This window comes from Streptomyces sp. NPDC048636 (genome assembly GCF_040650655.1).
Classification (GTDB): domain Bacteria; phylum Actinomycetota; class Actinomycetes; order Streptomycetales; family Streptomycetaceae; genus Streptomyces.
This window is the reverse complement of the sequence record NZ_JBEZHR010000001.1, coordinates 749421-775432: the sequence shown is the minus strand read 5'-3', so window position 1 is coordinate 775432 and position 26012 is coordinate 749421. Positions and strand designations below refer to the sequence as shown.

Genomic DNA, 26012 nt, shown 5'->3' with positions numbered 1-26012 from the left:
AGCGCCGTGCGGCGGTCACTCTCCGCCGCGGTGCGCCGGGGGTCACTCCTGAGCGGTGCTGGGGGTGCTCTCCGGGGCGGGCGTCTCCGTGGTGAGCTCCCGCTCGGGGACCGCCTGCCCGGACCGGATCAGCTCGATCCGGCCCATGACCTTGGACCTGAGGTCGCTGGGTACGTCGTCATGGCCGCAGCACCGCTTGACCAGCTTCTTCACGGCCTTCTCCAGACCGTACTTCTCCAGGCACGGGGAGCACTCGTCGAAGTGCACCTCGAATTTGGCGCAGTCGCCGTCCGGCATCTCGTGATCGAGGAACTCGTAGAGGTGGTCGAGGACCTCGGAGCAATCCGTCTCGTGCGGCTCTCCGCAGCTCATGAGCCCGCGCCTTTCCGATCGTGCGACTCGTCCGTCACGGCGGACGCGCCCGCCGGGACCAGCCCGCGCCCGCGGGCGTAGTCCTCCAGCAGCTCACGCAGCTGGCGGCGCCCCCGGTGCAGACGGGACATCACCGTACCGATGGGCGTACCCATGATGTCCGCGATCTCCTTGTAGGCAAAGCCCTCGACATCCGCGAGGTAGACCGCGATGCGGAACTCCTCGGGAATGGCCTGAAGGGCCTCCTTGACATCCGAGTCCGGCAGGTGGTCGAGGGCCTGGGACTCGGCGGAGCGCAGCCCGGTCGACATATGCGACTCGGCGCGCGCGAGCTGCCAGTCCTCGATCTCCTCGGCCGCGCTGCGCTGCGGTTCACGCTGCTTCTTGCGGTACGAGTTGATGAAGGTGTTGGTGAGGATGCGGTACAACCACGCCTTGAGGTTGGTGCCCTCACGGAACTGGTGGAAGGAGCCGTACGCCTTCGCGTACGTCTCCTGCACGAGGTCCTCGGCATCGGCCGGATTGCGCGTCATGCGCAGCGCGGCGGAGTACATCTGGTCGAGGAAGGTGAGGGCGTCCCTCTCGAAGCGCGCATTGCGCTCGGCCGCGGTCTCCTCCGGCCGCTCGGCCGGCTCTCCCTCGTTGACGCCGTCGGTCCCTGCGTCGGTCCCAGTGACCTGACCCACCTCCTCCAGCTTCGCGGCGGGGCCGGATGCGGACCCGCTCGAATCGGAGAATAGACGACGATCCGGTCCGCCCGCCGCTCCAATCTTCGCGGTCTGCGCCCCTTCCGCCTGCGTCCACTCCAGGTCAGCGGCGTGCGGGCGGGCCGGGCAAGCAAGCGAACCCATGCGGGGAACTCCCTTTCCTCGTGCGGTGCCATCGCGCGGTGATTACCGATGTCCGGTGCAACGCCGGACCCGGCGGCGGCATTCCCACGGCGCGCCGCGCCCGGCGCGCTCCCGCTGTCCAGCCGCCCCGAACGGATTCAGGCCAGGGCCCGGGGCAGCCATGCCAGGACCGCCCCGGTGATCACGGCGAGCGTCTCCGGTTCGCCGACCCCGGCCGACTTCGGCACCGCGAAGCCGTGGTCGCCGTGGTCCACCTCGACCAGTTCGGTACCGGCGGGCAGCGCGGGGAACTCCTCGGGGCGGCCGAACGGGTCCCGGCCGCCCTGGACGACCAGCGTCGGCACCCCGGCGCCCAGCAGCTCGTCCGCCCGGGACTTCTCCGGCCTGCCCGGCGGATGCAGCGGGAAGGACAGCGCCAGGACGGCGGCGGCGCCCAGCTCACGGGCGGTCCGGCAGGCCACCCGCGCCCCCGCGCTGCGGCCGCCCGCGACGATCGGCGGCCCGGCCTTCTCCAGCGCGGGCCACAGCGCGCGCCACCCGGTGTCCAGGGTCTTCGGGGCGGGCGCGACCTTCTTCCCGGCCACCCGCCAGGGCTGCTCGACCAGGGCGACGCTCACCCCGTGTCCGGGCAGCGCGGCGGCGAGGGCGCGCAGATCGCGCGCCTCGATTCCGCCGCCCGCGCCATGGCTCACGGCGAGCACGGCATGGGCGCCGGGGGCGCGATGCCAGGTGATACGGGCATCGCCGACCGGAGTCGGCACGGTTTCGGTCGTCTTCGTACTCACCCGGCCATCCTGCCGTGCGCGGGGGCGGACGACGCGGGACACACACCGGGGCCCGTTGAGCCGGTGGCCCCCGGTCGGAAGGGAGCCGGTGGCCCCCGCGGCCGGAGGGCCCGCGGTCAGAAGAGGGTGGCCTCCTCCGGTGCTTCCAGCTCCGTCACCAGCTCCGGACCGTTGTTGCGCACATCACTGACCCCGGTGCCGACCGGGTAGGCGCGCAGCAGACCCGCGGGCGGCGGGGCCAGCAGCGCACGCAGATCGTCCGGATCGGTACGGGCGGGATCCAGCCAGTCCGCCCAGCGGTCCTGTGTGAGCACCAGCGGCATCCGGGGGTGGATATCGGCCAGCGAACGCGGTCCGCCGTCCTCGTCCACGGAGTCCTTTGCGTCCGCCGCCGCGTCCGCCGCCGCGTCCGCCGCGGCCGGCACTTCGGCGAACGGCTCCTGTTCCGCCTCCGTGGTGATCACCGTGCAGGTCACCCACCACGCCCGCGGATGCTCGTCCGGCAGCGTCCGGTCCCGCCAGAACTCGTACAACCCGGCCATCGCCATGACCGAACCGTCCACCGGGGTCACGAAGTACGGCTGCTTCCGCGGCCGCTTGCGCTTCCCCTTCTCCTCGAGCTGTCGCTCCCCCGACCCGGTCACCCACTCGTAATAGCCGTCGGCGGGCAGGATGCAGCGGCGCGAGGCGAACGGCCGCCGGTACGAGGGCTTCTCGTGCACCGTCTCCGCCCGGGCGTTGATCATCTTCACCCCGCCCTCGGGTGACTTCGCCCACGACGGCACCAGTCCCCACTTCAACGCCCTGAGCTGGCGAACCGCTCGCGGCTCCGCGGCGTCTTTCAGAGGGCGTTCGAGCACCGCGTACACGCCCTTGGTGGGCGCGACGTTCCAGTCGGGCGCCAGAGTCTCCTCCGGTTCCCACTTCTCCACTCCGAAGAGCCCGGTGAGATCCTCCGGCCTCCGGCTCGCTGCGTATCGACCGCACATAGGTGCCACACTGCCACGACGCCCGCGCCCGGTGGCCACCGAGCCGGGAATCGAGCCCGACGGCCGGAGGACGGCCGACCGCAACACAGCCGCGAGGAGCCGCCCGCCCATGGACGCCACGAACGCCGCCGAGCTGTGGGACCGCGTCGTCGGGACCCAGCCGGACCCCACCACCTGGCTGGTCGCCTCCACCGGGCTGGTCGCCCTCGCCGTGGTGGTCTACCGGACCACCTGGCGGATCACCCGCAACGCCATCACCATCGCCCACGAGGGCGGCCACGGGCTGATAGCACTGCTCAGCGGGCGGCGGCTGGACGGGATACGGCTGCACTCGGACACCTCGGGACTGACCGTCTCCCGCGGCAAGCCCACCGGTCTCGGCATGGTCCTCACCGCCGCCGCCGGTTACACCGCCCCCTCGCTGCTGGGCCTGGCCGGTGCCTGGCTGCTGGCCTCGAACCACATCACCGCCCTGCTGTGGGGGGCCACCGCGCTGCTCGCCGCGATGCTGGTGATGATCCGCAACGCCTACGGGGTGCTCACGGTCGTGGTCACCGGCGCCGCGTTCCTCCTCGTCTCCTGGCTGACCGGACCGGAGGTACAGGCGGCGTTCGCCTACGCGGTGGTCTGGTTCCTGCTGCTGGGCGGTGTCCGGCCGGCCTTCGAGCTCCAGCGCAAGCGCCGGCACGGCGGTGCCCATGACTCCGACCCCGACCAACTGGCCCGGCTCACCGGCATTCCGGCCGCCGCCTGGCTGCTCATGTTCCACGTCGTCTCGCTGTGCTCGCTGCTCGCGGGCGGTCGCTGGCTGCTGGGGATGTGAGCCGTACGAGCCCCTGGCGCACCCCGTGCGCCACATGGAGCAGAGCTGTGTTTCGACTGGGTTTCGCCACTTTTGATCAAGAATCGCACTCTGAGCGAACCACTAAAGTGAGACCCATGACCGGCATTGAGATCTCCCCGGGCGCGCACTCCGCCCTCTGGCCCGCTCCGACCGCCGAAGGAGCGGTCGACGCGACCGTCACCGTGCCCGGATCGAAGTCGGTCACCAACCGCGGCCTGATCCTGGCCGCCCTCGCCGCCGAACCCGGCTGGCTGCGCCGGCCGCTCCGGTCCCGCGACACCCTGCTGATGGCCGAGGCGCTGCGGGCGATGGGCGTGGGAATCGAGGAGGGCGTGGGTCCCGACGGCGGCGGCGAGGTCTGGCGGGTCATCCCGGCCGGACTGCACGGCCCGGCCACCGTGGACGTCGGCAACGCGGGCACCGTGATGCGCTTCCTGCCGCCGGTCGCCGCCCTGGCCGACGGCCCGGTCCGGTTCGACGGCGACCCGCGCTCGCACGAGCGCCCGCTGCACGGGGTGATCGACGCGCTGCGCGCGCTCGGCGCCCGGATCGACGACGACGGGCGCGGCGCGCTGCCGCTGACCGTGCACGGCGGCGGGGCGCTGGACGGCGGCCCGGTACGGATCGACGCCTCGTCCTCGTCCCAGTTCGTCAGCGCGCTGCTGCTGTCCGCGCCGCGCTTCAACCAGGGGGTCGAGGTGCGCCATGTCGGCGCCGCGCTGCCCTCCCTGCCGCATATCCGGATGACCGTCGACATGCTGCGCGCCGCGGGCGCCCGGGTGGACACCCCCGAGGCGGGCGGCGAGCGGGGCGTGTGGCGGGTGGCGCCGAGCGCGCTGCTCGGCAGCGATCTCGTCATCGAGCCGGACCTGTCCAACGCGGCGCCGTTCCTGGCCGCCGCACTGGTCACCGGCGGCCGGGTGACCATCCCCGACTGGCCCGAGCACACCACCCAGCCCGGGGACGAGCTGCGCCGGATCTTCACCGAGATGGGCGGCTCCTGCGAGCTGACCGACAAGGGTCTGACCTTCACCGGCACCGGCCGGATCACCGGTATCGACGCCGATCTGCACGAGGTGGGCGAGCTCACCCCGGTGATCGCGGCGGTCGCGGCGCTCGCCGACTCCGAGTCGGTGCTGCGCGGAATCGGCCATCTGCGGATGCACGAGACCGACCGGCTGGCCGCCCTCGCCAAGGAGATCAACGCGCTCGGCGGCGAGGTCACCGAGACCGAGGACGGTCTGCGCATCGCCCCGGCCCCGCTGCGCGGCGGGATCTTCCACACCTACGAGGACCACCGGCTGGCCACCGCCGCCGCGGTCATCGGTCTGGCCGTGGAGGGCGTCCGGATCGAGGACGTGGCGACCACCGCCAAGACCCTGCCCGACTTCCCCGGCCTGTGGACCGGCATGCTCGACGCGACGAAACCGTCGGCGCGGAGAGCCTGAGAGCCTGCCGCCATGCGCCGCTACGGCAAGCACACCGACGAGGACGACGTACGGGTCCGTCCCAACCGCAAGGGCAACCGCCCGCGCACCAGCATCCGCCCCAAGCACGAGGACGCCTCCGAGGGCTTTGTCCTGACCATCGACCGCGGACGGCTCACCGTCCTGGTCGAGGACCGCACCATCATCGCCATGAAGGCCCGTGAACTGGGCCGCAAGGGAGTGGTGGTGGGCGATCAGGTCGCGGTCGTCGGCGATCTGTCCGGCGACAAGGACACCCTGGCCCGGATCGTCCGGGTCGAGAAGCGGTCCTCGGTACTGCGCCGGACCGCCGATGACGACGACCCGTACGAGCGGGTGGTGGTCGCCAACGCCGATCAGCTGGCGATCGTCACCGCGCTCGCCGACCCCGAGCCGCGGCCGCGGCTGATCGACCGCTGTCTGGTGGCGGCGTTCGACGCGGGTCTGGAGCCGCTGCTCGTCCTCACCAAGTCCGATCTGGCCCCGGCCGACACGCTGCTGGACACCTATCAGGCGCTCGGTGTGCCCTATGCCGTCACCAACCGGGACGAACTGGCCGACGGCAAGGCCGCGGACCGGGTGCGGGAGCGGCTCGCGGACCGGGTCACCGTCTTCGTCGGCCACTCCGGCGTGGGCAAGACGACTCTGGTCAACGCGCTGGTCCCGGAGCGCAAACGGGCCACCGGCCGGGTGAACGCGGTCACCGGCCGCGGCCGTCACACCACCACCTCGGCGCTGGCGCTGCCGCTCCCGGACGACAAGGGATGGGTGATCGACACCCCGGGGGTGCGCTCCTTCGGACTCCACCATGTGGACCCGGGGCGGGTCATCCACGCCTTCCCGGACCTGGTGCCGGGCACCGAGAACTGTCCGCGCGCGTGCAGCCATGACGAGCCGGACTGCGCGCTGGACCAGTGGGTGGCCGACGGCCACGCCGACCCGGCCCGCCTCTACTCGCTGCGGCGGCTGCTCGCCACCCGGGAGCGGCGCGAGGGGGACTGACCCGGACCCCCGGCCACGTTTGCCGCCCACGACGGGAGGTAAATGGATAATCGCATCAAGACGCCCTCCGGCGAAGGCGGCCGTCAGCGGTACGGGAGGAATCTGTATGGCGTGGCTGCTGGTCGTGGTCGCCGGGATCCTCGAGACCGGGTTCGCCGTCTGCCTCAAGCTCTCGCACGGCTTCACCCGTATCTGGCCCACCATCGCCTTCTGCGCGTTCGCCCTCGGCAGCTTCGGACTGCTGACACTGGCGCTGAAGAAGCTGGACGTCGGCCCGGCCTACGCGGTGTGGACGGGGATCGGGGCGGCCGGTACGGCGATCTACGGCATGGTCTTCCTCGGCGACCTGGTCTCCACCCTCAAGATCGTCTCGATCAGTCTGGTGATCGTCGGGGTGATGGGGCTCCAGCTCTCCGGCTCGGGTCACTGAGCGGCGCGGCGACCAGCGCGCCGCGCACCAGCGTCGCCACGTCCGCCGCCGGGGCGGGGGCGACCACACAGGCCAGCGCCAGCCGCGCGGCCGTATCGCAGGCACGGGCCAGTTCCCCCGGTCCGGCCCGCGGCCACTGCCCCGCCAGCAGCCGCACCGACCGCTCCCGGACCTCGCCCAGCAGTTCGACCGGGGTGGGCAGCGGCGCGATGGCCCCCGCCCGCTCGGCCGCCCGCGGCCGCAGCGAACGCGAGGGCCGTAAGGGCGCCGGGTCGAACCGTACGGGCGCGGGCAGCCGCTCCCCCCAGCAGCCGGTGAGCACCGCGCGCACCAGCGGATTCCGGGTCGCGGTCCGGACCGTCCAGACGGCCGCGGCGGCCAGCCGCTCGCCGGGGTCCGCTGCGCCGGGCGGCTGGGTCAGCGCCTGTTCCACCCCCTGGAGATACGCGTCCGCCTCGCGCCGCACCAGCGCGCGGGCCAGGCCGTCCTTGCCGCCGAACTCGTTGTAGAGGGTCTGCCGCGAGACCCCGGCGGCGGACGCGACGTCGACCATCCGGACCACCGCCCAGGAGCCTTCCGCGAGCGCGGTGAAGGCCGCGTCCAACAAGGATTCGCGTGCTGTGGGCACCGCCACCTCCCCGGCCGGGTGCGGACAGAATTGACGGACCGCCAGACACTGTCAAGGCATCCGGTGTGGTCCGAAGCACCGCGCCCGGGCCGCGCTCATGTGGATTCGGCTCATTCCGTATCGATACTGTTCGGCCATGCCCGACTACCACGATGACCTGCGTCTCGCCCAGGTCCTGGCCGACGCCGCCGACGCCACGACCATGGAGAGGTTCAAGGCCCTCGATCTCCAGGTCGAGACGAAACCCGACATGACCCCGGTGACCGAGGCCGACAAGGCGGCCGAGGAGCTGATCCGCGGCCATCTGCGACGCGCCCGGCCGCGCGACGCGGTGCTCGGCGAGGAGTTCGGCAGCGAGGGCAGCGGACCGCGCCGCTGGGTCATCGACCCGATCGACGGCACCAAGAACTACGTCCGCGGGGTCCCGGTCTGGGCCACCCTGATCGCGCTGATGGAGCGCGGCGAGGGCGGCGACCGCCCGGTGGTCGGCGTGGTCTCCGCTCCGGCGCTGGGCCGCCGCTGGTGGGCCGCCGAGGGGCTCGGCGCGTACACCGGGCGGAGTCTGTCGTCCGCCACCCGGCTGCGGGTCTCCGGGGTGACCCGGCTCGCCGACGCCTCGTTCGCGTACTCCTCGCTCAGCGGCTGGGAGGAGCGCGGAAAGCTGAACGGCTTCCTGGAGCTGACCCGCGCCTGCTGGCGGACGCGTGGCTACGGCGACTTCTGGCCGTACATGATGGTCGCCGAGGGCTCGGTGGACCTCTGCGCCGAGCCGGAGCTCTCGCTGTGGGACATGGCCGCCAACGCGGTGATCGTCCAGGAGGCGGGCGGCCGTTTCACCGGGCTGGACGGGGTGCCCGGACCGAACAGCGGCGACGCCGCGGCGTCCAACGGACTGCTCCACGGTCCGCTGCTGGATCACCTCAGGTCCTGAGCCCCGGGGGCGCCCGGGGCGCCCTGGGGCCCGTTCACACCGTCAACCGGCGCGTAGGAGCCAGGAAGTGGGAGATCCGCTTCCGCGCGCCCTTGTTGAGTTCCCCTCGGCATGTGAACATGAGAATCCAGGACCTTGTGAACTTGTGAATCCATTCTCTAATGGATTCACCAAGGAGGTGGCTCCATCCATGCCCATGTACGTCCGTGACGCCATGAGCTCGGTGGTCCTCACCATCGGCCCCGCGCATACGCTCCGCCAGGCCGCCCGGCTGATGTCCGCCCGCCGGATCGGATCGGCCGTCGTGCTCGATCCCGACACCAGCGGACTCGGCATCCTCACCGAGCGCGACATCCTCAACTCCCTGGGCGAGGGCCAGGATCCGGACCTCGAGACCGCGCACTCCCACACCACCGCCGATGTCGTCTTCGCCGCCCCCGGGTGGACGCTGGACCAGGCGGCGCGCACGATGACGCACGGCGGCTTCCGCCATCTCATCGTGCTCGACGCGGGCGACCCGGTCGGGGTGGTCTCGGTGCGCGACATCATCCGCTGCTGGGCCCCGGTCCCGCAGCCCGCGATGGCCTGAGGCGCCCGGCCCGGCGCACCGGGCCGCGCGCACACGGAGGGGCCGGAGCCCCTTGGCGTCCGGCCCCTCCGGTTCGTACGGCGAGCGCCCTCAGCCGCGAAGGGCCTGAACCGCGGCCTCCAGCCGCTTGCCGTAGTCCGTGTCCGCCTTGCGGAAGTTCTCGATCGCCCGCTGCGCGATGTCCTCGCGCGACACCTGCGCGATGAAGCCCGCGAGGTTGGCGATCAGGCGCTCCTTCTCCTCCTCCGACATCAGCCGGTAGAGGTTGCCCGCCTGGACGAAGTCATCGTCCTCGGCGTGCGAGGGCGCCGCGTGGTCACCGGTGTGACCGGAGACGGCGGCCGACTGCCAGAGCGGACGCCCGGTCTGCGCCGGACCGCCGAAGCTGTTCGGCTCGTAGTTTTTCGCGCCCGCGTGGCGGCCGTCGTACAGCAGCCCGTCCCGGCCGTGGGTGCGTGTCTCGGTGGCGTGCGGACGGTTCACCGGCAGATGGTCGGCGTTGATGCCGACGCGGTAGCGGTGGGCGTCGCCGTAGGCGAACAGCCGGCCCTGGAGCATCTTGTCCGGGGACGGGCCGATACCCGGCACCAGATGGGCGGGCGAGAAGATCGACTGCTCGACCTCGGCGAAGATGTTCCGCGGGTTGCGATTGAGCTCCAGCGTGCCGATCTCGATCGGCGGGTAGTCCTCGTGCGGCCAGACCCTGGTCAGGTCGAACGGGTTGAAGCGGTACTCCGCCGCCTCCGCCGCGGGCATGATCTGCACCTGGACGGTCCAGCGCGGGAACTCCCCGCGCTCGATGGCCTCGCGCAGATCGCGCTGGTGGCTGTCGGGGTCCTTGCCCGCGATCACCTCGGCCTCTTCGGCGGTGAGGTTCTCGATGCCCTGGTCGGTCTTGAAGTGGTACTTGACCCAGAAGACCTCACCGGCGTCGTTGTTCCACTGGAAGGTGTGCGAACCGTAGCCGTTCATATGACGGTACGAGGCGGGGATGCCGCGGTCGCCGAAGAGCCAGGTGACCTGGTGGGTGGACTCGGGCGACAGTCCCCAGAAGTCCCAGACGTTGTCCGCCTCCTGCGAACCGGTGTACGGGTCGCGCTTCTGGGTGTGGATGAAGTCGGGGAACTTGATGGCGTCCTTGATGAAGAACACCGGGGTGTTGTTCCCGACGAGGTCGTAATTGCCCTCTTCGGTGTAGAACTTCAGCGCGAAACCGCGCGGGTCGCGCACCGCGTCCGCCGAGCCGAGGTTTCCGGCCACCGTGGAGAACCGCAGGAACGTCTCGGTCTGCTTGCCGATCCCGGAGAGGAACTTCGCCCGGGTGTACCGCGTCACATCCGCGGTCACCGTGAAGGTGCCGTACGCACCGGCGCCGCGCGCGTGGACGATCCGCTCCGGGATGCGCTCACGGTTGAAGTGGGCCAGCTTCTCGATCAGGTGCTGGTCCTGGATCAGACCCGGACCGCCGGCGCCCGCCGTCTCGCTGTTCTGGTTGTCCGCCACCGGAGCGCCGGACTCCGTGGTCAGCGGACCGCCGATGTTGTCCTGGACCGTCACGTGCGCCTCCCGCGTACTCGCGTCTCTCCCCCCGGTGTGGGGTGACGACCACCCTACATTGGACTTTGTCTAAGTCAAGAATGCATGGAAACTGATAACAGATCCGGCCATGGACTGACCCACTGCTACCCTTGTCCTTATCTGACTGATAGGTGATGGCATGAGTGACCTGCTGGAACGGCTCCGGGGACGCGGCTGGCGGCTGACCGCGCAGCGGCGCGTTGTCGCCGAGGTCCTCGACGGGGACCACGTCCACTACACCGCCGACGAGGTGCACGCACGGGCGGCCGGGCGGCTGCCCGAGATCTCGCGCGCCACGGTGTACAACACCCTCGGCGAGCTCGTCTCGCTCGGCGAGGTGATCGAGGTCAGCACCGACGGCCGGGCCAAGCGCTACGACCCCAACGCCCACCACGCCCATCAGCACCTGGTGTGCGCGCGGTGCGGCACCATCCGCGATGTCCACCCCACCGGCGATCTGCTGGCCGGTCTGCCCGCGAAGGAGCGCTTCGGCTTCGCGGTCTCCGATGTCGAGGTGACCTACCGCGGGGTCTGCCCCGACTGCGCGGCAGGCTGACGCCCCGGGGCGTGGCCCCGGAAACGTCCTGAGCATGACGAAGGGCCCGGATCCTCAGGATCCGGGCCCTTCGTTCTCGTAGCGGGGACAGGATTTGAACCTGCGACCTCTGGGTTATGAGCCCAGCGAGCTACCGAGCTGCTCCACCCCGCGTCGGTGTGAAGCAACCTTAACCCGTGGTCGACGATCAGAGCAAACCGGTTCCCCACGCGCCATCCGTACGCAACAGGATGTTCCGGCCCAGGGTCCGCCCGGCCCGGCCCCGGCTCAGGCCGTGAGCTCCTGTTGCAGCGCGTCCCGCAGCCGGGCCGCCCGCTCGGCGACCTCCGCGGGTCCCAGCTCGACCGCCCGCGCACACCACCGCTGCCCCTCGGTGAGCGCGCCGCGACGGGCCGCGAGCAGCGCGAGCCGCAGCGCGGCGCGGCCGTGCCCGGCCCCGGCCGCGCGCGTCCACCACAGGGCGGCCTCCGGCTCGCTGCCCTCGCGGGCCAGCAGCAGCCCCAGGTTGAACGCGCCATTGCTGCTGCCCGCCTCGGCGGCCATCCGGTACCAGCGCGCGGCCTCGACCACATCGCCCCGGGCGGCGGCGAGCATGCCCACCCGCACCTGGGCGCGGCGGTGGCCCTGGCGCGCCGCGCGCTCGTACCACTCCTCGTGCTCGGGGACGGTCCCGTCGTCGGCCGGGGCCGGGAACCGCGTCCCGGACGAGGTGCCGAGCCCGGTGCCGGTGCCGGTGGCCGGGGGGTCGCCGCCGACGGCCGAGCGGTCGAGCAGCACGGCCAGCTGGAAGGCGGCCTCGGCGCTGCCGCCGCCCGCGGCGCAGCGCAGATGGCGCTCGGCCGCCCGGCCGTCGCCGTCCCGCAGCAGCGCGATGCCGACCTGGAGCGCCGCCTCGGTGTGCCCGGCCGCGGCGGCCCGTTCGTACCACTGCCGGGCCGCGCGCTCCTCGTCCCGGCCGGTGTGGAGGATCCCCAGGTTGAACGCGGCGTCGACGCTGCCCGCCTCGGCCGCCTTGGAGAACCACGGCTCGGCGCCCGCCGCGTCGCCCCGCTGCAACAGCAGTACGGCGACCGCGTTGGCGGCCTCGCGGTGCCCGGCGTACGCGGCACGGCGGTACCACTGCTCGGCCTGGGCGGTGCGGCCCTGTTCGGCGCAGAGCAGACCGAGGTTGTACGCGCCGTTGATGTCACCCGCGTCGAGGGCGGCGCGGTACCACCGCTCGGCGGTCTGGGTCTCACCGCGGTCGGCGTGCAGCGCGCCGAGCGCGTTCGCCGCGTTGCCATCGCCGTCCTGGGCGGCCCGGTGCCACCAGACGGCGGCGCTGTCGGTGTCGCCCGCGTCGCGCAGCAGGAAGGCGAGCGCGCAGGCGGCGCGGGCCTCGCCGTCCTTGGCGGACATCAGATACCAGCGCCCGGCCTCCTGGGCCTCACCGCGCTTCTCCAGCAGCGTGCCCAGGTGCAGGGCGGCCCGCCGGTGGCCGCGCGCGGCGGCCTGCCGGTACCACTGCTCGGCCTCCTCCGGCTCGGCCTCGGCGCCGGTCCTGCGCGGCTCGCCCTCCGACGCGGCCGCGGCCGCGTCGGCCTGTCGGTCGAGGATGCGGGCGAGCCGGTAGGCGGCCTCGCGGTGGCCGCGCTCGGCGGCCGTGCGGAACCAGCGCTCGGCGCCGATGTCGCTGCGGTGCTCCAGCAGATCGGCCAGGGCGTACGCGCCCAGGGTGTGGCCGGATTCGGCGGACTGGCGCAGCCAGTACTCGGCGGCGGGCTCATCGCCCCGCTCGCGGTGGTGGCGGCCCAGCGCGTGGGCGGCCGCGGCGGATCCGGCGACGGCGGCGATGCGCCACCACCCGGCCGCCTCGTCGGCGTAGCCGCGCTGATGGAGCAGGACTCCGAGGTTGTTGGCGGCGGCACGGTCGCCCTCGGCGGTGGCGCCGCGCAGAAACGGCTCGGCGCCGTCGAGATCGCCCCGGCGCAGCAGCAGCGCGCCCAGTGCGCTCATCGCGGCGGTGTCGCCCGCTTCGGCGGCACGGCGGTGCCGGGTCTCTTCCTCGGCATCGTCATGCGTCTGCGCAAAACGCCCTGTCTCCAACAGACTGACCCTGTCCCCCATATATCCCATCGTGACATCACTCGTCTCCGGCGTACACCTGGTATACCGCAGCCGAGGAGGTCACTTCAGCGTTTTGTCGACTTGCCCACAGAGAGACAACCCAAACGCTTGTATCCGAGTTCCCCGAGTGGACACTCACCGAACACACAACGAGGCCCGGATCCTTGCGGATCCGGGCCTCGTCTGCGAGTAGCGGGGACAGGATTTGAACCTGCGACCTCTGGGTTATGAGCCCAGCGAGCTACCGAGCTGCTCCACCCCGCGTCGTTGTACGACCACCGTACCACGGCGCGGGGATCACTCACTCACCCGTTGTCCCAGGTGGACGCGGGTCAGCCGCCTTTGCTGCCGGCGCTCTGACTCTTCGGGTCGTTCCGCTTCCCGCCGTCCGCCTTCTTGTCCGTCCCGGCCTTGTCCTCGGCCTTGGCGGCGCGGTCCAGGGCCTCCTTCAGATCGTCCTGGGCCTTGCCGTAGGCGTCCCAGTCCTGCGGCTTCTCCTGGAGGGCCTTCTGACCGGCGTCCCAGGCGTCCTGGGCGTCCTTCAGGGCCTGTTGGAGCGAGGGGTTGGAACTCGACGGCGGCTTCTCCCCGCCGTCGTCACCGGACGGTGGCTTCTCCTCACCGCCGCCGGACGACGCGCCGAACACCGCGTCCAGCGCCTCGCCCAGACTGTCCTTGAAGACGGGCTCCTTGCCGTTGTAGGAGACGCCGATCTTCTTCAGCAGCGGGTAGTTGGCGCTGCCGCCCCTCGCGTACACCGGCTCGATATACAGGAAGCCGCCGTTGAGCGGGACCGTGAGCAGGTTGCCGTACTCGATGTCGGAGTCGGTGCCCCGCAGGTTGCGGACGAACTCGGCGACTTCCGCACGGCCGTTGAGCTTGCTCTGCACCTGTTGTGGCCCTGGTACGTCGCTGGTGACCTTCAGCAGTCTTATCCGGCCGTAGTCCTTGCTCTTGGCATCGGCGTCGATCGACATGAAGGCGCCCAGGTTGGGCCGGCCGTTGGGCGTGAAGGTGGTGGTCAGCGAGAACTTCTGGTCCTGCTGGCCGGGCATCTTCATGCTCAGGTAGTACGGCGGGACCGCGTTGCCCTCCTCGCGCTGGGTCGGGTCGTCCGGGACCTGCCAGGCGTCACTGCCGCTGTAGAACTGCTTGGGGTCGGTGACGTGGTAGCGGGTCAGCAGCTCGCGCTGGACCTTGAACAGGTCCTGCGGATACCGCAGATGGTCCATCAGCTGGTCGCTGATCTCGCTCTTGGCCTTGACCGTGCCAGGGAACGCCTTCTCCCAGGTCTTCAGCACCGGGTCCTTGGTGTCCCACTCATAGAGGTCGACCGAGCCGTCGTAGGCGTCGACGGTCGCCTTCACCGAGTTCCGGATGTAGTTGACCTTGTTCTGCTGGGCGACCACCGAACGGTCGCCGTCGCTCAGCGAGTCGGCCGTGCTGTCGCCCAGGGTCGTACGCGAGGCGTACGGATAGCCGTTGGTCGTCGTGTAGGCGTCCACTATCCACTTGATCCGGTGGTTGACCACCGCCGGATAGGCGTCACCGTCGATGGTGAGCCAGGGCGCGACCTTCTCGACGCGCTCCTTGGGCGTGCGGTTGTACAGGATCCGCGAGCCCTCGCCGATGGCTCCCGAGTACAGGATCTGCGGCTCGCCGAACGCCAGCGCGTAGGCCGCGCGGTTGACCGGGTTGGAGAGGCTGACCCCGCTCTTGCCGCGGTAGCTGGTGGTCTTCTCGCCGTCGTCCTCGTAATCGAGCTCCTTCTGGGGCCCGCCGACGATCGAGTACTGGTCGGTCTTCTCGCCGTAGTAGACCTGCTGGCGATAGCTCTCCATACCGCCCTGGGTGGGCAGTCCGGCCTCGGTGAACGCCGGGGCGCCCTCCTGGTCCGCCTGCGGGTCGGGGCCGGTGCCCTTGGCCGCCACCACACCGTAGCCATGGGTGTAGGTGAAGTGGTCGTTGATCCAGTTCCGCTTGGGGATACCGTCGAGGTTGAGCTCACGCACCCCGACCACGGTGTCCTGGTCCTTGCCCCCGGGGCCCTTGTAGCGGTCGACGTCCAGGGTCGAGGGGAACTGGTAGTACTTCCGCTTCTGCTCCAGCTGCTGGAAGGTCGGCGAGACGACGCTCGGGTCGATCAGCCGGTAGCTGGCGGCGGAGTCGGCGACCTGGCGCAGCTTGGCGCCCTTGGCGCCGCCCTTGTCGTCGGTCCGGCCCGAGTAGTCCGCCACCTCGGAGCCCTCGATGCCGTACGCCTGGCGCGTGGCGTCGATGTTCTTCTTGATGTACGGCGCTTCCTTGGCCTGCTCGTTCGGCTGAACCTGGAACTTCTGCACGATCGCGGGGTAGAGCCCGCCGATCAGCACCGCGGAGAGCACCATCAGACCGAAGCCGATCACCGGCAGCTGCCAGGTGCGGCGCCAGAGGGTGGCGAAGAAGAGCACCGCGCAGATGACCGCGATGCAGAACAGGATGGTCTTGGCGGGCAGATACGCCTGGGCGTCGACATAGCGCAGCCCGGTCCAGTTGTCGGTGGCCTTGAAGTCGCTGGACTTCACCGCCAGGGCGTACCGGTCCAGCCAGTACGCGACGGCCTTGAGGGCGACGAACACGCCCAGCAGCACCGACAGATGGCCGGTGGCGGCGCCGGTCGCGCGGGCGCCGGGGCTGGTGATCCGCAAGCCCCCGTAGAGGTAGTGCACCACGGCGGCGGCGATCAGGGAGAGCACCGTGGCCGCGAAGCCGAAGCTCAGCAGGAAGCGGTACCAGGGCAGATCGAACGCGTAGAACGCGACGTCCTTGTGGAACTGCGGGTCCTTCTGGCCGAACGGCACCCCGTTGACCCACAGCAGCCAGATCCGCCACTGCCCGGCCGCCGAGGCGCCCGCGATCAGCCCCACCAGAGCGGTGACCGCGAGCAGCACCCACCTCTTGAACGGGGCGATGCCCATCCGGTAGCGGTCGAGGCTCTGCTGCTCCAGGGACATCGCGCTGAGCGGCGGCCGCAGCCGGTGCGCCAGCCAGATGTTGAGCCCCACGGCCACGGCCATCAGCGCGCCGAAGACGGCGAACAGCCCGATCTTGGTCTTCAGTGTGGTGCTGAAGACAGAGGAGTAATGAAGCGAGCGATACCAGAGCCAATCCGTCCAAAACCCGGCAAACATGACAAAGAGCATGGCCAGTACGGCCAGCACGCCCAGGGTCATGAGCAGGGTCCGGACGCGCCGGGACGGTCGGCCGACTCTGATCCGCGGTCCCGTCGGGCCTCCGCCGCGGTCCGGCATCTGGAAAGCCAAGGTGCGCACCTCGAAGTTCGCTGTGTGTGTAGTACGGACCCCGAACACAGGAGGGTCCACCTGATGCAACTTACTCAGGCTTTACTCAGTTCCCGTTTCCGGGTCCGATCAGGGCACGATATGCAGCATGTCCAACGCAACCCCCGGTAGCTCCCCGATGGCCGCCAATCCGCTGACCCGAGCCGTCCTCGAGATCGACGAGTACGCCTCCGGGCTCGGCTGGGACCAGCCCGCCCGGCTCTTCGCCCTCGTCGACACCGCCCGGCTGCGCTCCCAGGAGCCCGGCCTGGCCGCCCAGCTCGGCCTTGACGAGCAGGGCGGGGAGGCCGCCTCGCTCACCCCCATCGAGCAGGACGAGCTGCCCGCGCAGACCCCGCTCGACGAGTTCCTCGCCACCATCGCCTGGCCCGACGCGGTCGTCGGCTGCGCCATGACCGTGGAGCGGCTGATGCTGCCGCCGTCCGCCGAGAGCGCCGTACCGGAGGGCCTGGGCGAGGACCGGCTGGCCTCCTGGGTCGCCGCCCACCCCGACCGCCAGGAGGTCCGGATGACGGTCGCGGTGCTGCGGGACGGGAAGCGCGAGTCGGCCGTACGGCTGCGCGAGAAGGACTCCGCCACCGAGGTGCTGACCGGCGCCGGTCTGGTGCCGGGGCTCGCGGACGCGCTGAGCGCCACGTTCGCGACCGACTGACGGGCCCGGACCCGGCCGGGACGGCGGGCCGGGGCGACGCCCTCAGGGCGCCTTCCCGGCCCGCTCCCAGCCCGCTCCGGGCCCGGTGTGCCGCGTCAGCTCGTCAGCTCGTCGCGCACTTCGGCAGTCCGGCGGTGTCGCCCTGGCGGATCTTCTTCAGGGCGCTCAGCGCGTCGTCGATGGTGTGCACCTTCACCAGCCGCAGACCGCCGGGGACGTCCTTGGCCGCACCCGCGCAGTTCTCCTTGGGCGTGAGGAAGTAGCGCGCTCCGGCCTCGCGGGCGCCGATGGTCTTCATCTCGATCCCGCCGATGGGCCCGACCACGCCCTTCTCGTTGATGGTGCCGGTGCCCGCGATGAACTTCCCCCCGGTCAGATCACCGGAGGAGAGCCGGTCCACGATGCCCAGCGCGAACATCAGCCCCGCGCTCGGCCCGCCCACGTCGGCGAGCTTGATGTCGATCCGGAACGGGAAGGTGAAGTCGGGCCTGGCCTCGATGCCCACGATGCTCCGGCCGTCCTTGGCCTTCGTGGTGGTCACGGTGACCCGCTTCTGGCCGGAGGGCTTCTCGCCACGCTTCTCGGCCGCGGCGACCGCCTTGGCCGGGATCACCGAGAAGACGACCTTCTCCCCGGACTTGTGCTTGGTGACCAGCTTGGAGATGTCCTCGGGGCCGCGCACCGCGGTGCCGTCCACCGACTTGATCACATCGCCCGCGTGCAGCCTGCCCTGGGAGGGGCTGCCCTTACCGACGGCGCCGACGACCACCTGCGAGGACACGGGCTTCTTCAGCGCCCTCAAGGCGGCGACCTTGGCGCTCTCCTGGGACTGGGTGAACTCCTCGGCGTTCTGCTGGTTCACCTCGTCCGGCGTCTTGTCGTCCGGGTAGAGGGTGTCGTGCGGGACCACCACATCGTCGTGGGCCAGCCAGCCGTAGACGGCTTCCACGAGGTTCATCCGGTACTCGGAGCCGGTCACGCGCACGGTGGTCATATTGAGGTGACCGCCGGTGCCCTCACAGCCCTTGTGGCCGGAGATCTGCAAGACGCACTCGCCGTTGTGCTCACCCAGGGTGTTGTACGTGGGTCCCGGCGACATCTCCGCGTACGGCACCGGGATCAACACCCCGGCGCACAGCAGCGCGATCAGCATCAGAAGGGAGGCGAGCATCGTCGCAGTGCGGCGTGGCATGGAACGACAGTACGGGACGCGTCCGCCAGTCCACCCCCGGGGCCGTCCGTACGAGTGCGGCCTCAGGCGGCGTCGGAATGGGAGTGCTGCCGCTCCATGGCTTCGCGGAACCTCGCGTACCCGGCCAGTTCTTCGACGTCTCCCCCGCTGGTCCGCTTGGCGGCGCGGGCGGCTATGCCGGCGTATATCGCCGCGGCTATCGCCGCGAGTACTGGAATGAGCAACCAGAGCAGTGCGCCCACAGCGGCCTCCCGTCCCCTCGTAGAACCGCGCCCCGAGCCGCGACTGACAGATCAGCAGATTAATCCTCCGCTTCGTCAACGCTCACGGCAGGGTGGGGGTTACGCAAGTGGAGTACACCCTTCCGCGACCTGCGCGCATCAAGGGCGCGTGTGCCCGCTCCTACGCCCCTCACGCCCCGCTGGCGGCCCGCTGTGATGCCCCGCGGGGAGGCCCCCCGCGTCACCCGATCGCGCGGCACCGGGTCACTCGGCGCCGACCCACTCCTCGGTGCCGTCCGCGAAGGTCTGGTGCTTCCAGATCGGCACCTCACGCTTGAGGTCGTCGATCAGACGGCGGCAGGCGGCGAACGCCTCCGCGCGGTGGGGGCAGGAGACGGCCACCACCACGGCCAGATCGCCGATCTCGAGATCGCCGACGCGGTGCACCGCGGCCAGCGCGCGCACCGGGAAGTCGGCCGCGACCTTCTCGGCCACCCGCCGCAGCTCGGCCTCGGCGGTCGGATGGGCGGAGTAGCCCAGAGCGCCGACCTCCGCGCCCCCGTCGTGGTTGCGCACGGTGCCCACGAACAGGGCCGTGCCGCCCGCCGCGGCGTCACCGACGGCCCCGAACACCTCGTCCACCGACAGTGGGGTGTCACGGACGGCGAGCAGACGGATGGGGTCGGCGGCCGCGAGTTCGCCGGGGTGATCGTACGTATGTGCCATGCCGTCCATCGTGCCGTACCGTCCCGTCGTCACGGAATACCGGATCGCGGAAAGTGAATTCCGAAATGCCCCTTGGGGTGCGTCGCCGGGCCCGGCGGTCAGACCCGGTGGTCAGGCCCGGCGGCGCGCCTTGCGGGCGCGGCGCACGATCGCGGCGGTACCGACCAGGGCCACGGTCGCGCCCGCGGCGCCCAGCGTCGTGGCGTCCTTACGGCCGAGACGCCGCCCGGCCACCGTATGGCGCCCGGCGACCTCCTCCAGCAGTTCGGCGAGGACCTCCTCATTGGTCCACCGGGGCCGCCAGCCCGCCGCGTGCAGCCGGCTGCCGCTGACCGCCCAGGGGTGCATGGTGTACGCGAGGTCCCCGGCCGGGGACGGCGTCAGGCCCAGCCGGTGCAGCCGGGACGCGGCGCCCAGGGCGACCGCCGACGGCAGCTCCATACGGCGGATACCGGACAGCTCCTCGACCTCCTCCTGCTCCAGCCAGCCGTCGCAGCCGACCGCGAGCTCGCCCTCGACCTTCTCCAGAGCCGCGTACTCCAGCGCGCCGACCAGGTCCTCCACATGACAGAACTGCCAGGTCGGACGGGATCCCGCGACCACCAGCAGCCGCGGCGACTCGAAGTAGCGGGTGAGCGCGGTGTCCGTGCCGCCGACCAGGATCGCGGGGCGCACGACGGTGACATTCAGCCCTGGATGCGCCCGGGGCGCGCGCTCCGCGAGCCGCTCGATCTCCAGCAGATCGCCGACGCCGGTGGCCTCCGCGGTGGCGCGCAGCTCCGCGTCCTCGGCGAGCGGCACGTCGTTGTCGGCCAGCGCCCCGTAGACCATCGCGGAGGTGCAGAGCACCACCCGGTGCACTCCGGCGGCCGCGGCGGCCGTCAGCACGGTCTGGGTGCCGCGCACGTTGTACGCGGTACGGGCGGCCGAGTCGGTGCCCAGATCGAGGTCGACCGCGAGGTGGACCACGACGTCCGCGCCGCGCAGCTTCTCGGCGATGGCCGGATCACGGACGTCCAGCACATGCCACTGCGCCTCGCTCACCTCTCCGCGGCGCTCGTCGATGGCGAGCACCTGCTTGATCTCGTCGGACTCCGTGAGCCGCTGCGTCAGCAGGGCGCCGGGCCCCGACGCGGCTCCGGTGACCGCCACGACGGGGCGTCGTACGGTACCGGCCGTATCGTTTCGCGCAGCGCGAACTTCTCGGTCTGGGGAACTCACCGGGCGTCTCCAGCGGTTGTCTTCAGTACGCAGCGCGTGCACGCGTACGTACCAGGTGACGTCCATCCTGCCGCAGGGCGGCGATCAGCGAAGCACCGAGCCCGTAAACCGGCGAGGTGTCTAGGCTGGGTGGTGATGTCGGGCATCCGCCGCCGGCCCGGGGCCGGTGGCCCAACGAGCCGAGGAAACCCGTGAGTGACTCCCCATTCGGATTCGGCCTTCCGCCGGAGGAGCCGGAGGACGGCGACGACGGCAAGAGGAAGGGCGGTCAGGGCGGCGATCAGGGCCCCGCGAATCCCTTCGGGTTCGGCGGCGGCACGGGCGGCGCGGAGAATCCGTTCGCCGCGATGTTCGGCTCGCTGAACCCCAATGACCTGGGCGCCGCGTTCCAGCAGCTCGGGCAGATGCTCTCGTACGAGGGCGGCCCGGTGAACTGGGACATGGCCAAGGACATCGCGCGCCAGACCGTCGCCCGCGGCACCGCCGACGGCACCAAGGACGAGAGCGTCGGCCCGGCCGACCGCGCGGCCGTCCAGGAGGCGGTGCGGCTGGCCGATCTGTGGCTGGACGGCGCCACCTCGCTGCCCTCGGGCTCCGGCAGCGCCGTGGCGTGGAGCCGCGCGGAATGGGTCGAGGCGACCCTCCCGGTATGGCGCGATCTCGTCGATCCGGTCGCCGAGCGGGTCGGCGCCGCCATGGGCGATGTGCTCCCCGAGGAGATGCAGGCCATGGCCGGCCCGCTGCTGGGGATGATGCGCTCCATGGGCGGTGCCATGTTCGGCACCCAGATCGGCCAGGCGCTGGGCGTGCTGGCCGGTGAGGTGGTCGGCTCGACCGACGTCGGGCTGCCGCTCGGCCCGGCGGGCAAGGCCGCGCTCCTCCCGGTGAACATCGCGGCGCTCGGCTCCGGTCTCGGCGTCCCCAAGGAGGAGGTGCGGCTCTACCTGGCGCTGCGCGAGGCCGCCCATCAGCGGCTGTTCTCGCATGTGCCGTGGCTGCGCTCACATCTCTTCGGTGCCGTCGAGGGCTATGCCCGCGGGATCAAGGTCGACACCGCCAAGCTGGAGGACGCGGTCGGCCAGCTCGACCCGACCCACCCCGAGCAGCTCCAGGAGGCGCTCCAGCAGGGCATGTTCCAGCCGGAGGACACCCCCGAGCAGAAGATCGCCCTGGCCCGTCTGGAGACGGCGCTGGCGCTCGTGGAGGGCTGGGTGGACGCGGTGGTCCACGCCGCCGCGGCGCCCCATCTGCCGTCGGCCGACGCGCTGCGCGAGACGCTGCGGCGGCGCCGGGCGAGCGGCGGCCCCGCCGAGCAGACCTTCGCCACCCTGATCGGTCTGGAGCTGCGGCCCCGTCGGCTGCGGGACGCGTCCCGGCTGTGGGCCTCGCTCGCCGACGCCCGCGGGATGGAGGGCCGCGACGGGCTGTGGGAGCACCCCGACATGCTGCCGACCGCCGAGGACCTCGACGACCCGGACGGCTTCGTCCACCGCGAGCAGCTGGACTTCTCCGAGCTGGACAAGATGCTCGGCGAGGCGGCGGGCGGCGCCGAGCGGCCCGCCGGTGAGAGCGGCGAGAGCGCCAAGAGCGGTGAGAGCCGCGAGAGCGACGAGGGCGGCAAGGGCGGCGGCGAGAGCTCCGAGGACGGCCCGGACGAGCGACGGGGTGACAGCGGCGCGTGAGTCTCCATAAGGACGCGGCGCGGGTCCTTGAAGCGTGGTCCGCGCCGGACGCCGCCCAGGAGCGGCTGCGGCTGGCCTACGGCGACCATCTGGCCGCCCACCCGGACGGAATGTGGAAGGCGTGCCGGGACGGGCACCTCACGGCGAGCACGCTGGTGATCGACCCGTCCGAGGACCGCGTACTGCTCACCCTGCACCGGAAGTTGCGGATGTGGCTTCAGATGGGCGGCCACTGCGAACCGGAGGACGCCACCCTGGCGGACGCGGCGCTGCGCGAGGCCACGGAGGAGTCCGGGATCGCCGGGCTCACGCTGCTGCCGGGCGGCCCGGTGCGGCTGGACCGCCATCACACCCCGTGCGCCTGGCATCTGGACGTGCAGTACGCGGCGCTGGCCCCGCCCGGCGCGACGGCGGCGATCAGCGATGAGTCGCTGGATCTGCGCTGGTTCGGCTACGACGAGGTGGCGGGGGTGGCCGACGAGTCCGTACTGCGGCTGGTGGACCGCACCCGCGCGCTGATCTGATCACCGAACCACCGGACGGACGAGACGAAGCGGCCGCGGACCCGAGGGTCCGCGGCCGCTTCGCGTCTTCGGTGACCGCCGTATCAGTTGCCGAAGATGTTGCCCTGGTTCTGTCCGCGGGCGCCCTGCTGGCCCATCCCGAACTGGGCGGCCATCCCGCTGCCGACCACCGCGTTCTGCGGCGGCAGCAGCTCGCTGGGCTGGACGAGGGCGTAACCCTGGCCGAGGAAGCTGAGCTCCCAGCCCTCCCCCGTGTTGCCGCGCCGCCGCCACACACCCGAGGAGTGCGTCTGCGCCTGCATCTGGACGCGCAGCGAACTCGACCAGGCGACGATGGCGTCCGCGTCGACATTGACGTACTTGTCCGGGGTGACCTGGAGCATCAGCGGCTGACCGGAGGTCATCAGGGCGACCTTGCCCCGCCCGGAGATATTGAGGTTGTACTTGCCGGAGCCGGAGATCCCGTACTGGCTGTCGACCGCGATGGTCTCCCAGTGCAGGGTGGAGTCCAGCGCGAGGACATAGGCGCTGTCGACGGTCAGCCCCTCGCCCTCCACGTCCACCACATGGATGTACTGGGCGAGGTTGGCGAGGTAGACGGTGCCCTGCCCGGAGCAGCGCATCAGGTCCAGGCCCTCACCGACGGCGCGGGAGCGCCGCTGTCCCGGCGTCTGGTACTCACCGTCGAACTCGATCAGCCCCTGATAGGCGACCATGCTGCCCTTACGGGCGAGCATGTCCTCATGGCCGGTCAGGGCGACCCGCAGCATATGCGGGTTCTGGAGCGCGTAGCGGTCCTGGGTCTGGGCCTCGGTGAAGGCGAAGAGCGGGCTCTGCATGGTGTCTCTCTCCCCTTCAGCCCCGTGCCCGGAGCCGGTCGGTGCTGTCCTCACTGGGCTGTACGACGACGAAGCCCTGCCCGGAGAAGCCGAGCTGGTACGCCTCGCCGCTGCCCCGGCCGATCAGGGAGGACGCCTTGAAGCTGCGCTTCCCCTTGACCTTGAGCCCGGTGGACCAGGCGACGAGCGCGTCCGGGTCCACATAGGTCTCGTCCTCGCCGCGTCCGCAGTCGACGACGATGGGTGTGCCGCGGGAGGTCAGGGCGACCCAGCCGGAGCCGGAGACGCCCACGTTGAACAGGCCCTGCCCGGCGAACTTGGCGATGCCCTTGACGCGTTCCACCCCCCACTGGAGATGGGCGTCGAAGGCGAGCAGATTGGTGCCGTTGACCGAGAGCGAGTCGCCGTTGAGGTTGACGCAGACGACATTCGCCCCGTAGTCGGCGAGGTAGAGCAGTCCGTCGCCGCTGCACCGCATGAGCGGGGCACCCTCGCCGGTCAGCCACTGGGAGGCCATCTGGCGCACGGCCGGCGGGTTCGGCTCGTACTGGACGAAGCCCTCGTACGCGACCATCGAGCCGGTGCGGGCGAACAGGTCCTGGCCGCTCTGCATGGCGACCTTGAGCATGCTGGCGCCGTGGTTCTCCATCCGGGCGGCGGCCTGTGTGGGGGCGAAGCCCGTGATCAGTTGCTGGTCCATGTCGGTGGCCTTCAGACCTCGTAGGGCTGGACGACGATGAAGTTGCCGGGCGCGCCGCGGAACTGGAGGTTCACGGTCTCCCCGCTGTGGCCGGGGTAGGCGGCACGGCGCAGCCGCACCTGGCTGGAGATGATCACCTGCGAACCGGCGGACCACGCCACGATGGCGTTGCTGTCGGCGAAGGTCGTCGGGGTGACCGGGAGGACGACCGGAGTGCCCTCGGTCTTCACGATGACGGTGCCGGTGCCCTGGAACTGCATGGTGAACAGCGCGCCGCCGGGGATGCCGTGCCCCTCGATCCTGCGGACCTCGTGCTGGAGCGACTCGTCGAAGGCGAGCACACTCTCGGCGGAGACGCAGATCGCGTCGCCCTGGAGCTCGATGGGGTGGAGCTCGGCCGCGTTCTCCGCGAGGAAGACCTGCCCCTGGCCGGTGCAGCGCATCAGCTGCATCTCCTGCCCGGTCGCGTTGCCGACGATCCGGCCGCGGAACCCGGCGCCCTTGTAGCCGAACTCGACCTTGCCCTGGTAGAGCACCATGGCGCCCTGCCGGGCCAGCACCGGCTGACCGCCGACACCGAGGTCGACCCGCATCAGGCGCGGGTTCTGCGGGGTCCACCGCTGCCCGGTGGGGGCCTCGCGGTACTGGGCCAGCGCGGCCTGGACACCGGGTGCGCCGCCCTGGCCCTGACCCTGCGGAACGCCCTGGGGGGCGCCCGGCGGCTGGCCGTAGGGCTGGCCGGGACCCGGCTGACCGGGGTACGGCTGGGCCGGAGGCTGGCCGTACGGGGCGGGCGCGGGCGGTGCCTGGCCGGGCGTCTGGCCGCCGAACTGCGGCTGCTGCCCCGGGAACTGTCCCGGCGGACCGGGCGGCGGCACCTGGCCGGGCGGTGTCTGCCCGGGCGGCGCGATCGGCGCGGCGATGGTGGGCGCGCCGTGCATCTGCGGTGAACCGGGCGCGGGCTGCGGGGGCATGCCCTGCGGCGGGGTGTGCTGTGCCGCGGGGGCGGGCTGCGGCGGCGCCTGGGGCACCGGCTGCGGAGGCGTGGCCTGGGGCGGCGCCCCCTGGGGTGCGCCGAAGGCGGGCGCGGGCTGCGGCGGCTGCGGGGCGGGCTGGCCACCGCCCGGGGGCGCGAAGGCGGGCGCCGCGGCCGGCTGGCCGGGGGGCGCGAAACCGGGCGCACCGCCCTGGGCGGGCGCGGGTGCGGGCTCCTCCTCGGCGACCTCCCCGCCGAAGTTCTTCAGCAGCGCGTCGAGTCCGCCGTCGAAGCCCTGGCCGACGGCGGCGAACCGCCAGACGTCCTTCAGATAGAAGTCGCCCAGCATCACCGCGCGCTCGGTGCTGAACTCCGCGCCGGAGAACGCGTACCGGGCCACCTCCTCGCCGCCCGCGACGATCCGGATGTAGCCGGGGCCGATCTGCGACATCTGGCCCGCGCCGTCGAGGGTGGCGGTGAAGGAGAGCTTGTGGATGGAGGGCGGGATGGCGTCGAGGGTCACGCGGAACGACTCGGCGTCACCGGCCTGTGCCCCGAGCTGCTGGATCGCTTCTTCGGGAGATTTCGGCTGGTTGAAGAAGATGAAGTAGCGGTCGTCCGACAGCCGCTCGTCCGCGTCGAGACCGAAGCAACTGATGTCGAACGTGAGGCCGGGCCCGGCGACCTGCACACCGATGTACAGATCCCTCCCGGCCGTCAGATCACTGATCTTGGCCTTGTGGCCGCGCTGGAATTCCCTGGCCATACGTAACGACCGTCCCCCATCCCGAAACCGGTGAGTGCATTGCGC

Annotated in this window: 25 protein-coding genes and 2 tRNA genes; 10 read left to right on the top strand and 17 right to left on the bottom strand. The window is 71.4% G+C overall.

Going from position 1 to position 26012, the window contains the following annotated elements; genetic code table 11:
- Positions 1-42: 42 nt before the first annotated feature.
- The 4 genes from rsrA to AB0C66_RS03575 form a co-directional block, all read right to left on the bottom strand.
- Positions 43-372, bottom strand: a complete 330-nt coding sequence (gene rsrA / locus AB0C66_RS03590; RefSeq protein ID WP_362432288.1) for a mycothiol system anti-sigma-R factor — start codon at positions 370-372, stop codon at positions 43-45.
- Entirely contained in the window at positions 369-1058 is a 690-nt protein-coding gene (locus AB0C66_RS03585; protein WP_362432286.1) for a sigma-70 family RNA polymerase sigma factor, read from the bottom strand. The genes rsrA and AB0C66_RS03585 overlap by 4 nt, the downstream gene beginning before the upstream one ends.
- Positions 1059-1360: 302 nt before the next feature.
- Entirely contained in the window at positions 1361-2008 is a 648-nt protein-coding gene (locus tag AB0C66_RS03580; protein WP_362432284.1) for an alpha/beta family hydrolase, read from the bottom strand.
- Positions 2009-2124: 116 nt separating this feature from the next.
- Positions 2125-2997 (bottom strand): SOS response-associated peptidase, encoded by an 873-nt coding sequence (locus tag AB0C66_RS03575; protein WP_362432282.1) that lies wholly within the window; start codon positions 2995-2997, stop codon positions 2125-2127.
- A 109-nt stretch (positions 2998-3106) separates the two neighbouring features.
- Here AB0C66_RS03575 and AB0C66_RS03570 point away from each other — a divergent pair, with 109 nt between their 5' ends.
- From AB0C66_RS03570 to AB0C66_RS03555, 4 genes are all read left to right on the top strand, one after another.
- Positions 3107-3820 (top strand): M50 family metallopeptidase, encoded by a 714-nt coding sequence (locus tag AB0C66_RS03570; protein WP_362432280.1) that lies wholly within the window; start codon positions 3107-3109, stop codon positions 3818-3820.
- 116 nt (positions 3821-3936) lie between these two features.
- The gene (gene aroA / locus AB0C66_RS03565) at positions 3937-5289 is read left to right on the top strand and encodes a 3-phosphoshikimate 1-carboxyvinyltransferase (protein ID WP_362432279.1); all 1353 of its coding nucleotides are present in this window, start codon (positions 3937-3939) and stop codon (positions 5287-5289) included.
- A gap of 12 nt (positions 5290-5301) precedes the next feature.
- Entirely contained in the window at positions 5302-6309 is a 1008-nt protein-coding gene (gene rsgA / locus AB0C66_RS03560; protein ID WP_362432277.1) for a ribosome small subunit-dependent GTPase A, read from the top strand.
- A gap of 106 nt (positions 6310-6415) precedes the next feature.
- Positions 6416-6739 carry a multidrug efflux SMR transporter gene (locus tag AB0C66_RS03555; protein ID WP_362432276.1) on the top strand — a complete coding sequence of 108 codons (324 nt, stop codon included), beginning with the start codon at positions 6416-6418 and terminating at the stop codon, positions 6737-6739.
- Here the strand turns inward: AB0C66_RS03555 and AB0C66_RS03550 are convergent.
- Complete coding sequence (locus tag AB0C66_RS03550; RefSeq protein WP_362432274.1) at positions 6684-7367, bottom strand: TetR/AcrR family transcriptional regulator; 684 nt, start codon at positions 7365-7367, stop codon at positions 6684-6686. The two genes, AB0C66_RS03555 and AB0C66_RS03550, sit on opposite strands and share 56 nt — an antisense overlap.
- Positions 7368-7503: 136 nt before the next feature.
- On the opposite strand from AB0C66_RS03550, the gene hisN reads away from it, so the two are divergent.
- Both hisN and AB0C66_RS03540 read left to right on the top strand, forming a co-directional pair.
- Complete coding sequence (gene hisN, locus AB0C66_RS03545) at positions 7504-8298, top strand: histidinol-phosphatase (protein WP_362432271.1); 795 nt, start codon at positions 7504-7506, stop codon at positions 8296-8298.
- Positions 8299-8494: 196 nt separating this feature from the next.
- Complete coding sequence (locus AB0C66_RS03540; RefSeq protein WP_362433353.1) at positions 8495-8887, top strand: CBS domain-containing protein; 393 nt, start codon at positions 8495-8497, stop codon at positions 8885-8887.
- Between the two features lie 90 nt (positions 8888-8977).
- On the opposite strand, the gene AB0C66_RS03535 is transcribed toward AB0C66_RS03540, so the two are convergent.
- Entirely contained in the window at positions 8978-10444 is a 1467-nt protein-coding gene (locus tag AB0C66_RS03535; protein ID WP_362432265.1) for a catalase, read from the bottom strand.
- Positions 10445-10604: 160 nt separating this feature from the next.
- Between AB0C66_RS03535 and AB0C66_RS03530 the strand changes: the two genes are divergently transcribed.
- Positions 10605-11021, top strand: coding sequence for a Fur family transcriptional regulator (locus AB0C66_RS03530; RefSeq protein ID WP_362432262.1), 417 nt, complete (start codon positions 10605-10607; stop codon positions 11019-11021).
- 79 nt (positions 11022-11100) lie between these two features.
- Here the strand turns inward: AB0C66_RS03530 and AB0C66_RS03525 are convergent.
- The 4 genes from AB0C66_RS03525 to AB0C66_RS03510 form a co-directional block, all read right to left on the bottom strand.
- Positions 11101-11174: transfer RNA gene (locus AB0C66_RS03525), tRNA-Met, on the bottom strand.
- A 114-nt stretch (positions 11175-11288) separates the two neighbouring features.
- Positions 11289-13136: a tetratricopeptide repeat protein gene (locus tag AB0C66_RS03520; RefSeq protein WP_362432260.1), complete on the bottom strand. Its 1848-nt coding sequence runs from the start codon at positions 13134-13136 to the stop codon at positions 11289-11291.
- Positions 13137-13317: 181 nt separating this feature from the next.
- Positions 13318-13391 (bottom strand) — tRNA-Met (locus AB0C66_RS03515).
- A gap of 68 nt (positions 13392-13459) precedes the next feature.
- Entirely contained in the window at positions 13460-16417 is a 2958-nt protein-coding gene (locus AB0C66_RS03510) for a UPF0182 family protein (protein ID WP_362433351.1), read from the bottom strand.
- A gap of 139 nt (positions 16418-16556) precedes the next feature.
- Between AB0C66_RS03510 and AB0C66_RS03505 the strand changes: the two genes are divergently transcribed.
- Positions 16557-17120 carry a PPA1309 family protein gene (locus tag AB0C66_RS03505; protein WP_362432258.1) on the top strand — a complete coding sequence of 188 codons (564 nt, stop codon included), beginning with the start codon at positions 16557-16559 and terminating at the stop codon, positions 17118-17120.
- A gap of 103 nt (positions 17121-17223) precedes the next feature.
- Here AB0C66_RS03505 and AB0C66_RS03500 read toward each other — a convergent pair whose 3' ends face one another.
- The 4 genes from AB0C66_RS03500 to AB0C66_RS03485 form a co-directional block, all read right to left on the bottom strand.
- Positions 17224-18312 carry a PDZ domain-containing protein gene (locus tag AB0C66_RS03500; RefSeq protein WP_362432256.1) on the bottom strand — a complete coding sequence of 363 codons (1089 nt, stop codon included), beginning with the start codon at positions 18310-18312 and terminating at the stop codon, positions 17224-17226.
- Between the two features lie 62 nt (positions 18313-18374).
- Positions 18375-18554, bottom strand: a complete 180-nt coding sequence (locus AB0C66_RS03495; protein ID WP_362432254.1) for a hypothetical protein — start codon at positions 18552-18554, stop codon at positions 18375-18377.
- A 243-nt stretch (positions 18555-18797) separates the two neighbouring features.
- Positions 18798-19268: a molybdenum cofactor biosynthesis protein MoaE gene (locus AB0C66_RS03490; RefSeq protein WP_362433348.1), complete on the bottom strand. Its 471-nt coding sequence runs from the start codon at positions 19266-19268 to the stop codon at positions 18798-18800.
- Positions 19269-19370: 102 nt separating this feature from the next.
- Positions 19371-20480, bottom strand: coding sequence for an SDR family oxidoreductase (locus AB0C66_RS03485; protein WP_362432252.1), 1110 nt, complete (start codon positions 20478-20480; stop codon positions 19371-19373).
- A gap of 191 nt (positions 20481-20671) precedes the next feature.
- Between AB0C66_RS03485 and AB0C66_RS03480 the strand changes: the two genes are divergently transcribed.
- On the top strand, positions 20672-22162 hold the full coding sequence (locus tag AB0C66_RS03480) for a zinc-dependent metalloprotease (RefSeq protein WP_362432250.1): 1491 nt from the start codon (positions 20672-20674) through the stop codon (positions 22160-22162).
- Positions 22159-22686: an NUDIX hydrolase gene (locus AB0C66_RS03475; protein WP_362432248.1), complete on the top strand. Its 528-nt coding sequence runs from the start codon at positions 22159-22161 to the stop codon at positions 22684-22686. Before AB0C66_RS03480 ends, AB0C66_RS03475 begins: the two co-directional genes overlap by 4 nt.
- 83 nt (positions 22687-22769) lie before the next feature.
- Here AB0C66_RS03475 and AB0C66_RS03470 read toward each other — a convergent pair whose 3' ends face one another.
- From AB0C66_RS03470 to AB0C66_RS03460, 3 genes are read right to left on the bottom strand one after another with little or no spacing between them, the layout of a single operon-like run.
- The gene (locus tag AB0C66_RS03470; RefSeq protein ID WP_362432245.1) at positions 22770-23525 is read right to left on the bottom strand and encodes an AIM24 family protein; all 756 of its coding nucleotides are present in this window, start codon (positions 23523-23525) and stop codon (positions 22770-22772) included.
- Positions 23526-23541: 16 nt separating this feature from the next.
- Positions 23542-24225, bottom strand: coding sequence for an AIM24 family protein (locus tag AB0C66_RS03465; RefSeq protein WP_362432243.1), 684 nt, complete (start codon positions 24223-24225; stop codon positions 23542-23544).
- 11 nt (positions 24226-24236) lie between these two features.
- Positions 24237-25967, bottom strand: coding sequence for a TerD family protein (locus AB0C66_RS03460; RefSeq protein ID WP_362432241.1), 1731 nt, complete (start codon positions 25965-25967; stop codon positions 24237-24239).
- Positions 25968-26012: the final 45 nt, after the last annotated feature.

Coding starts and splice junctions, on each gene's coding strand:
- AB0C66_RS03570 (WP_362432280.1), top strand. CDS start 3,107: ATGGACGCCACGAACGCCGCCGAGCTGTGGGACCGCGTCGTCGGGACC.
- AB0C66_RS03470 (WP_362432245.1), bottom strand. CDS start 23,525: ATGCAGAGCCCGCTCTTCGCCTTCACCGAGGCCCAGACCCAGGACCGC.
- AB0C66_RS03575 (WP_362432282.1), bottom strand. CDS start 2,997: ATGTGCGGTCGATACGCAGCGAGCCGGAGGCCGGAGGATCTCACCGGG.
- aroA (WP_362432279.1), top strand. CDS start 3,937: ATGACCGGCATTGAGATCTCCCCGGGCGCGCACTCCGCCCTCTGGCCC.
- AB0C66_RS03510 (WP_362433351.1), bottom strand. CDS start 16,417: ATGCCGGACCGCGGCGGAGGCCCGACGGGACCGCGGATCAGAGTCGGC.
- AB0C66_RS03520 (WP_362432260.1), bottom strand. CDS start 13,136: ATGGGATATATGGGGGACAGGGTCAGTCTGTTGGAGACAGGGCGTTTT.
- rsgA (WP_362432277.1), top strand. CDS start 5,302: ATGCGCCGCTACGGCAAGCACACCGACGAGGACGACGTACGGGTCCGT.
- AB0C66_RS03555 (WP_362432276.1), top strand. CDS start 6,416: ATGGCGTGGCTGCTGGTCGTGGTCGCCGGGATCCTCGAGACCGGGTTC.
- rsrA (WP_362432288.1), bottom strand. CDS start 372: ATGAGCTGCGGAGAGCCGCACGAGACGGATTGCTCCGAGGTCCTCGAC.
- AB0C66_RS03465 (WP_362432243.1), bottom strand. CDS start 24,225: ATGGACCAGCAACTGATCACGGGCTTCGCCCCCACACAGGCCGCCGCC.
- AB0C66_RS03460 (WP_362432241.1), bottom strand. CDS start 25,967: ATGGCCAGGGAATTCCAGCGCGGCCACAAGGCCAAGATCAGTGATCTG.
- AB0C66_RS03530 (WP_362432262.1), top strand. CDS start 10,605: ATGAGTGACCTGCTGGAACGGCTCCGGGGACGCGGCTGGCGGCTGACC.
- hisN (WP_362432271.1), top strand. CDS start 7,504: ATGCCCGACTACCACGATGACCTGCGTCTCGCCCAGGTCCTGGCCGAC.
- AB0C66_RS03490 (WP_362433348.1), bottom strand. CDS start 19,268: ATGGACGGCATGGCACATACGTACGATCACCCCGGCGAACTCGCGGCC.
- AB0C66_RS03500 (WP_362432256.1), bottom strand. CDS start 18,312: ATGCCACGCCGCACTGCGACGATGCTCGCCTCCCTTCTGATGCTGATC.
- AB0C66_RS03505 (WP_362432258.1), top strand. CDS start 16,557: ATGTCCAACGCAACCCCCGGTAGCTCCCCGATGGCCGCCAATCCGCTG.
- AB0C66_RS03540 (WP_362433353.1), top strand. CDS start 8,495: ATGTACGTCCGTGACGCCATGAGCTCGGTGGTCCTCACCATCGGCCCC.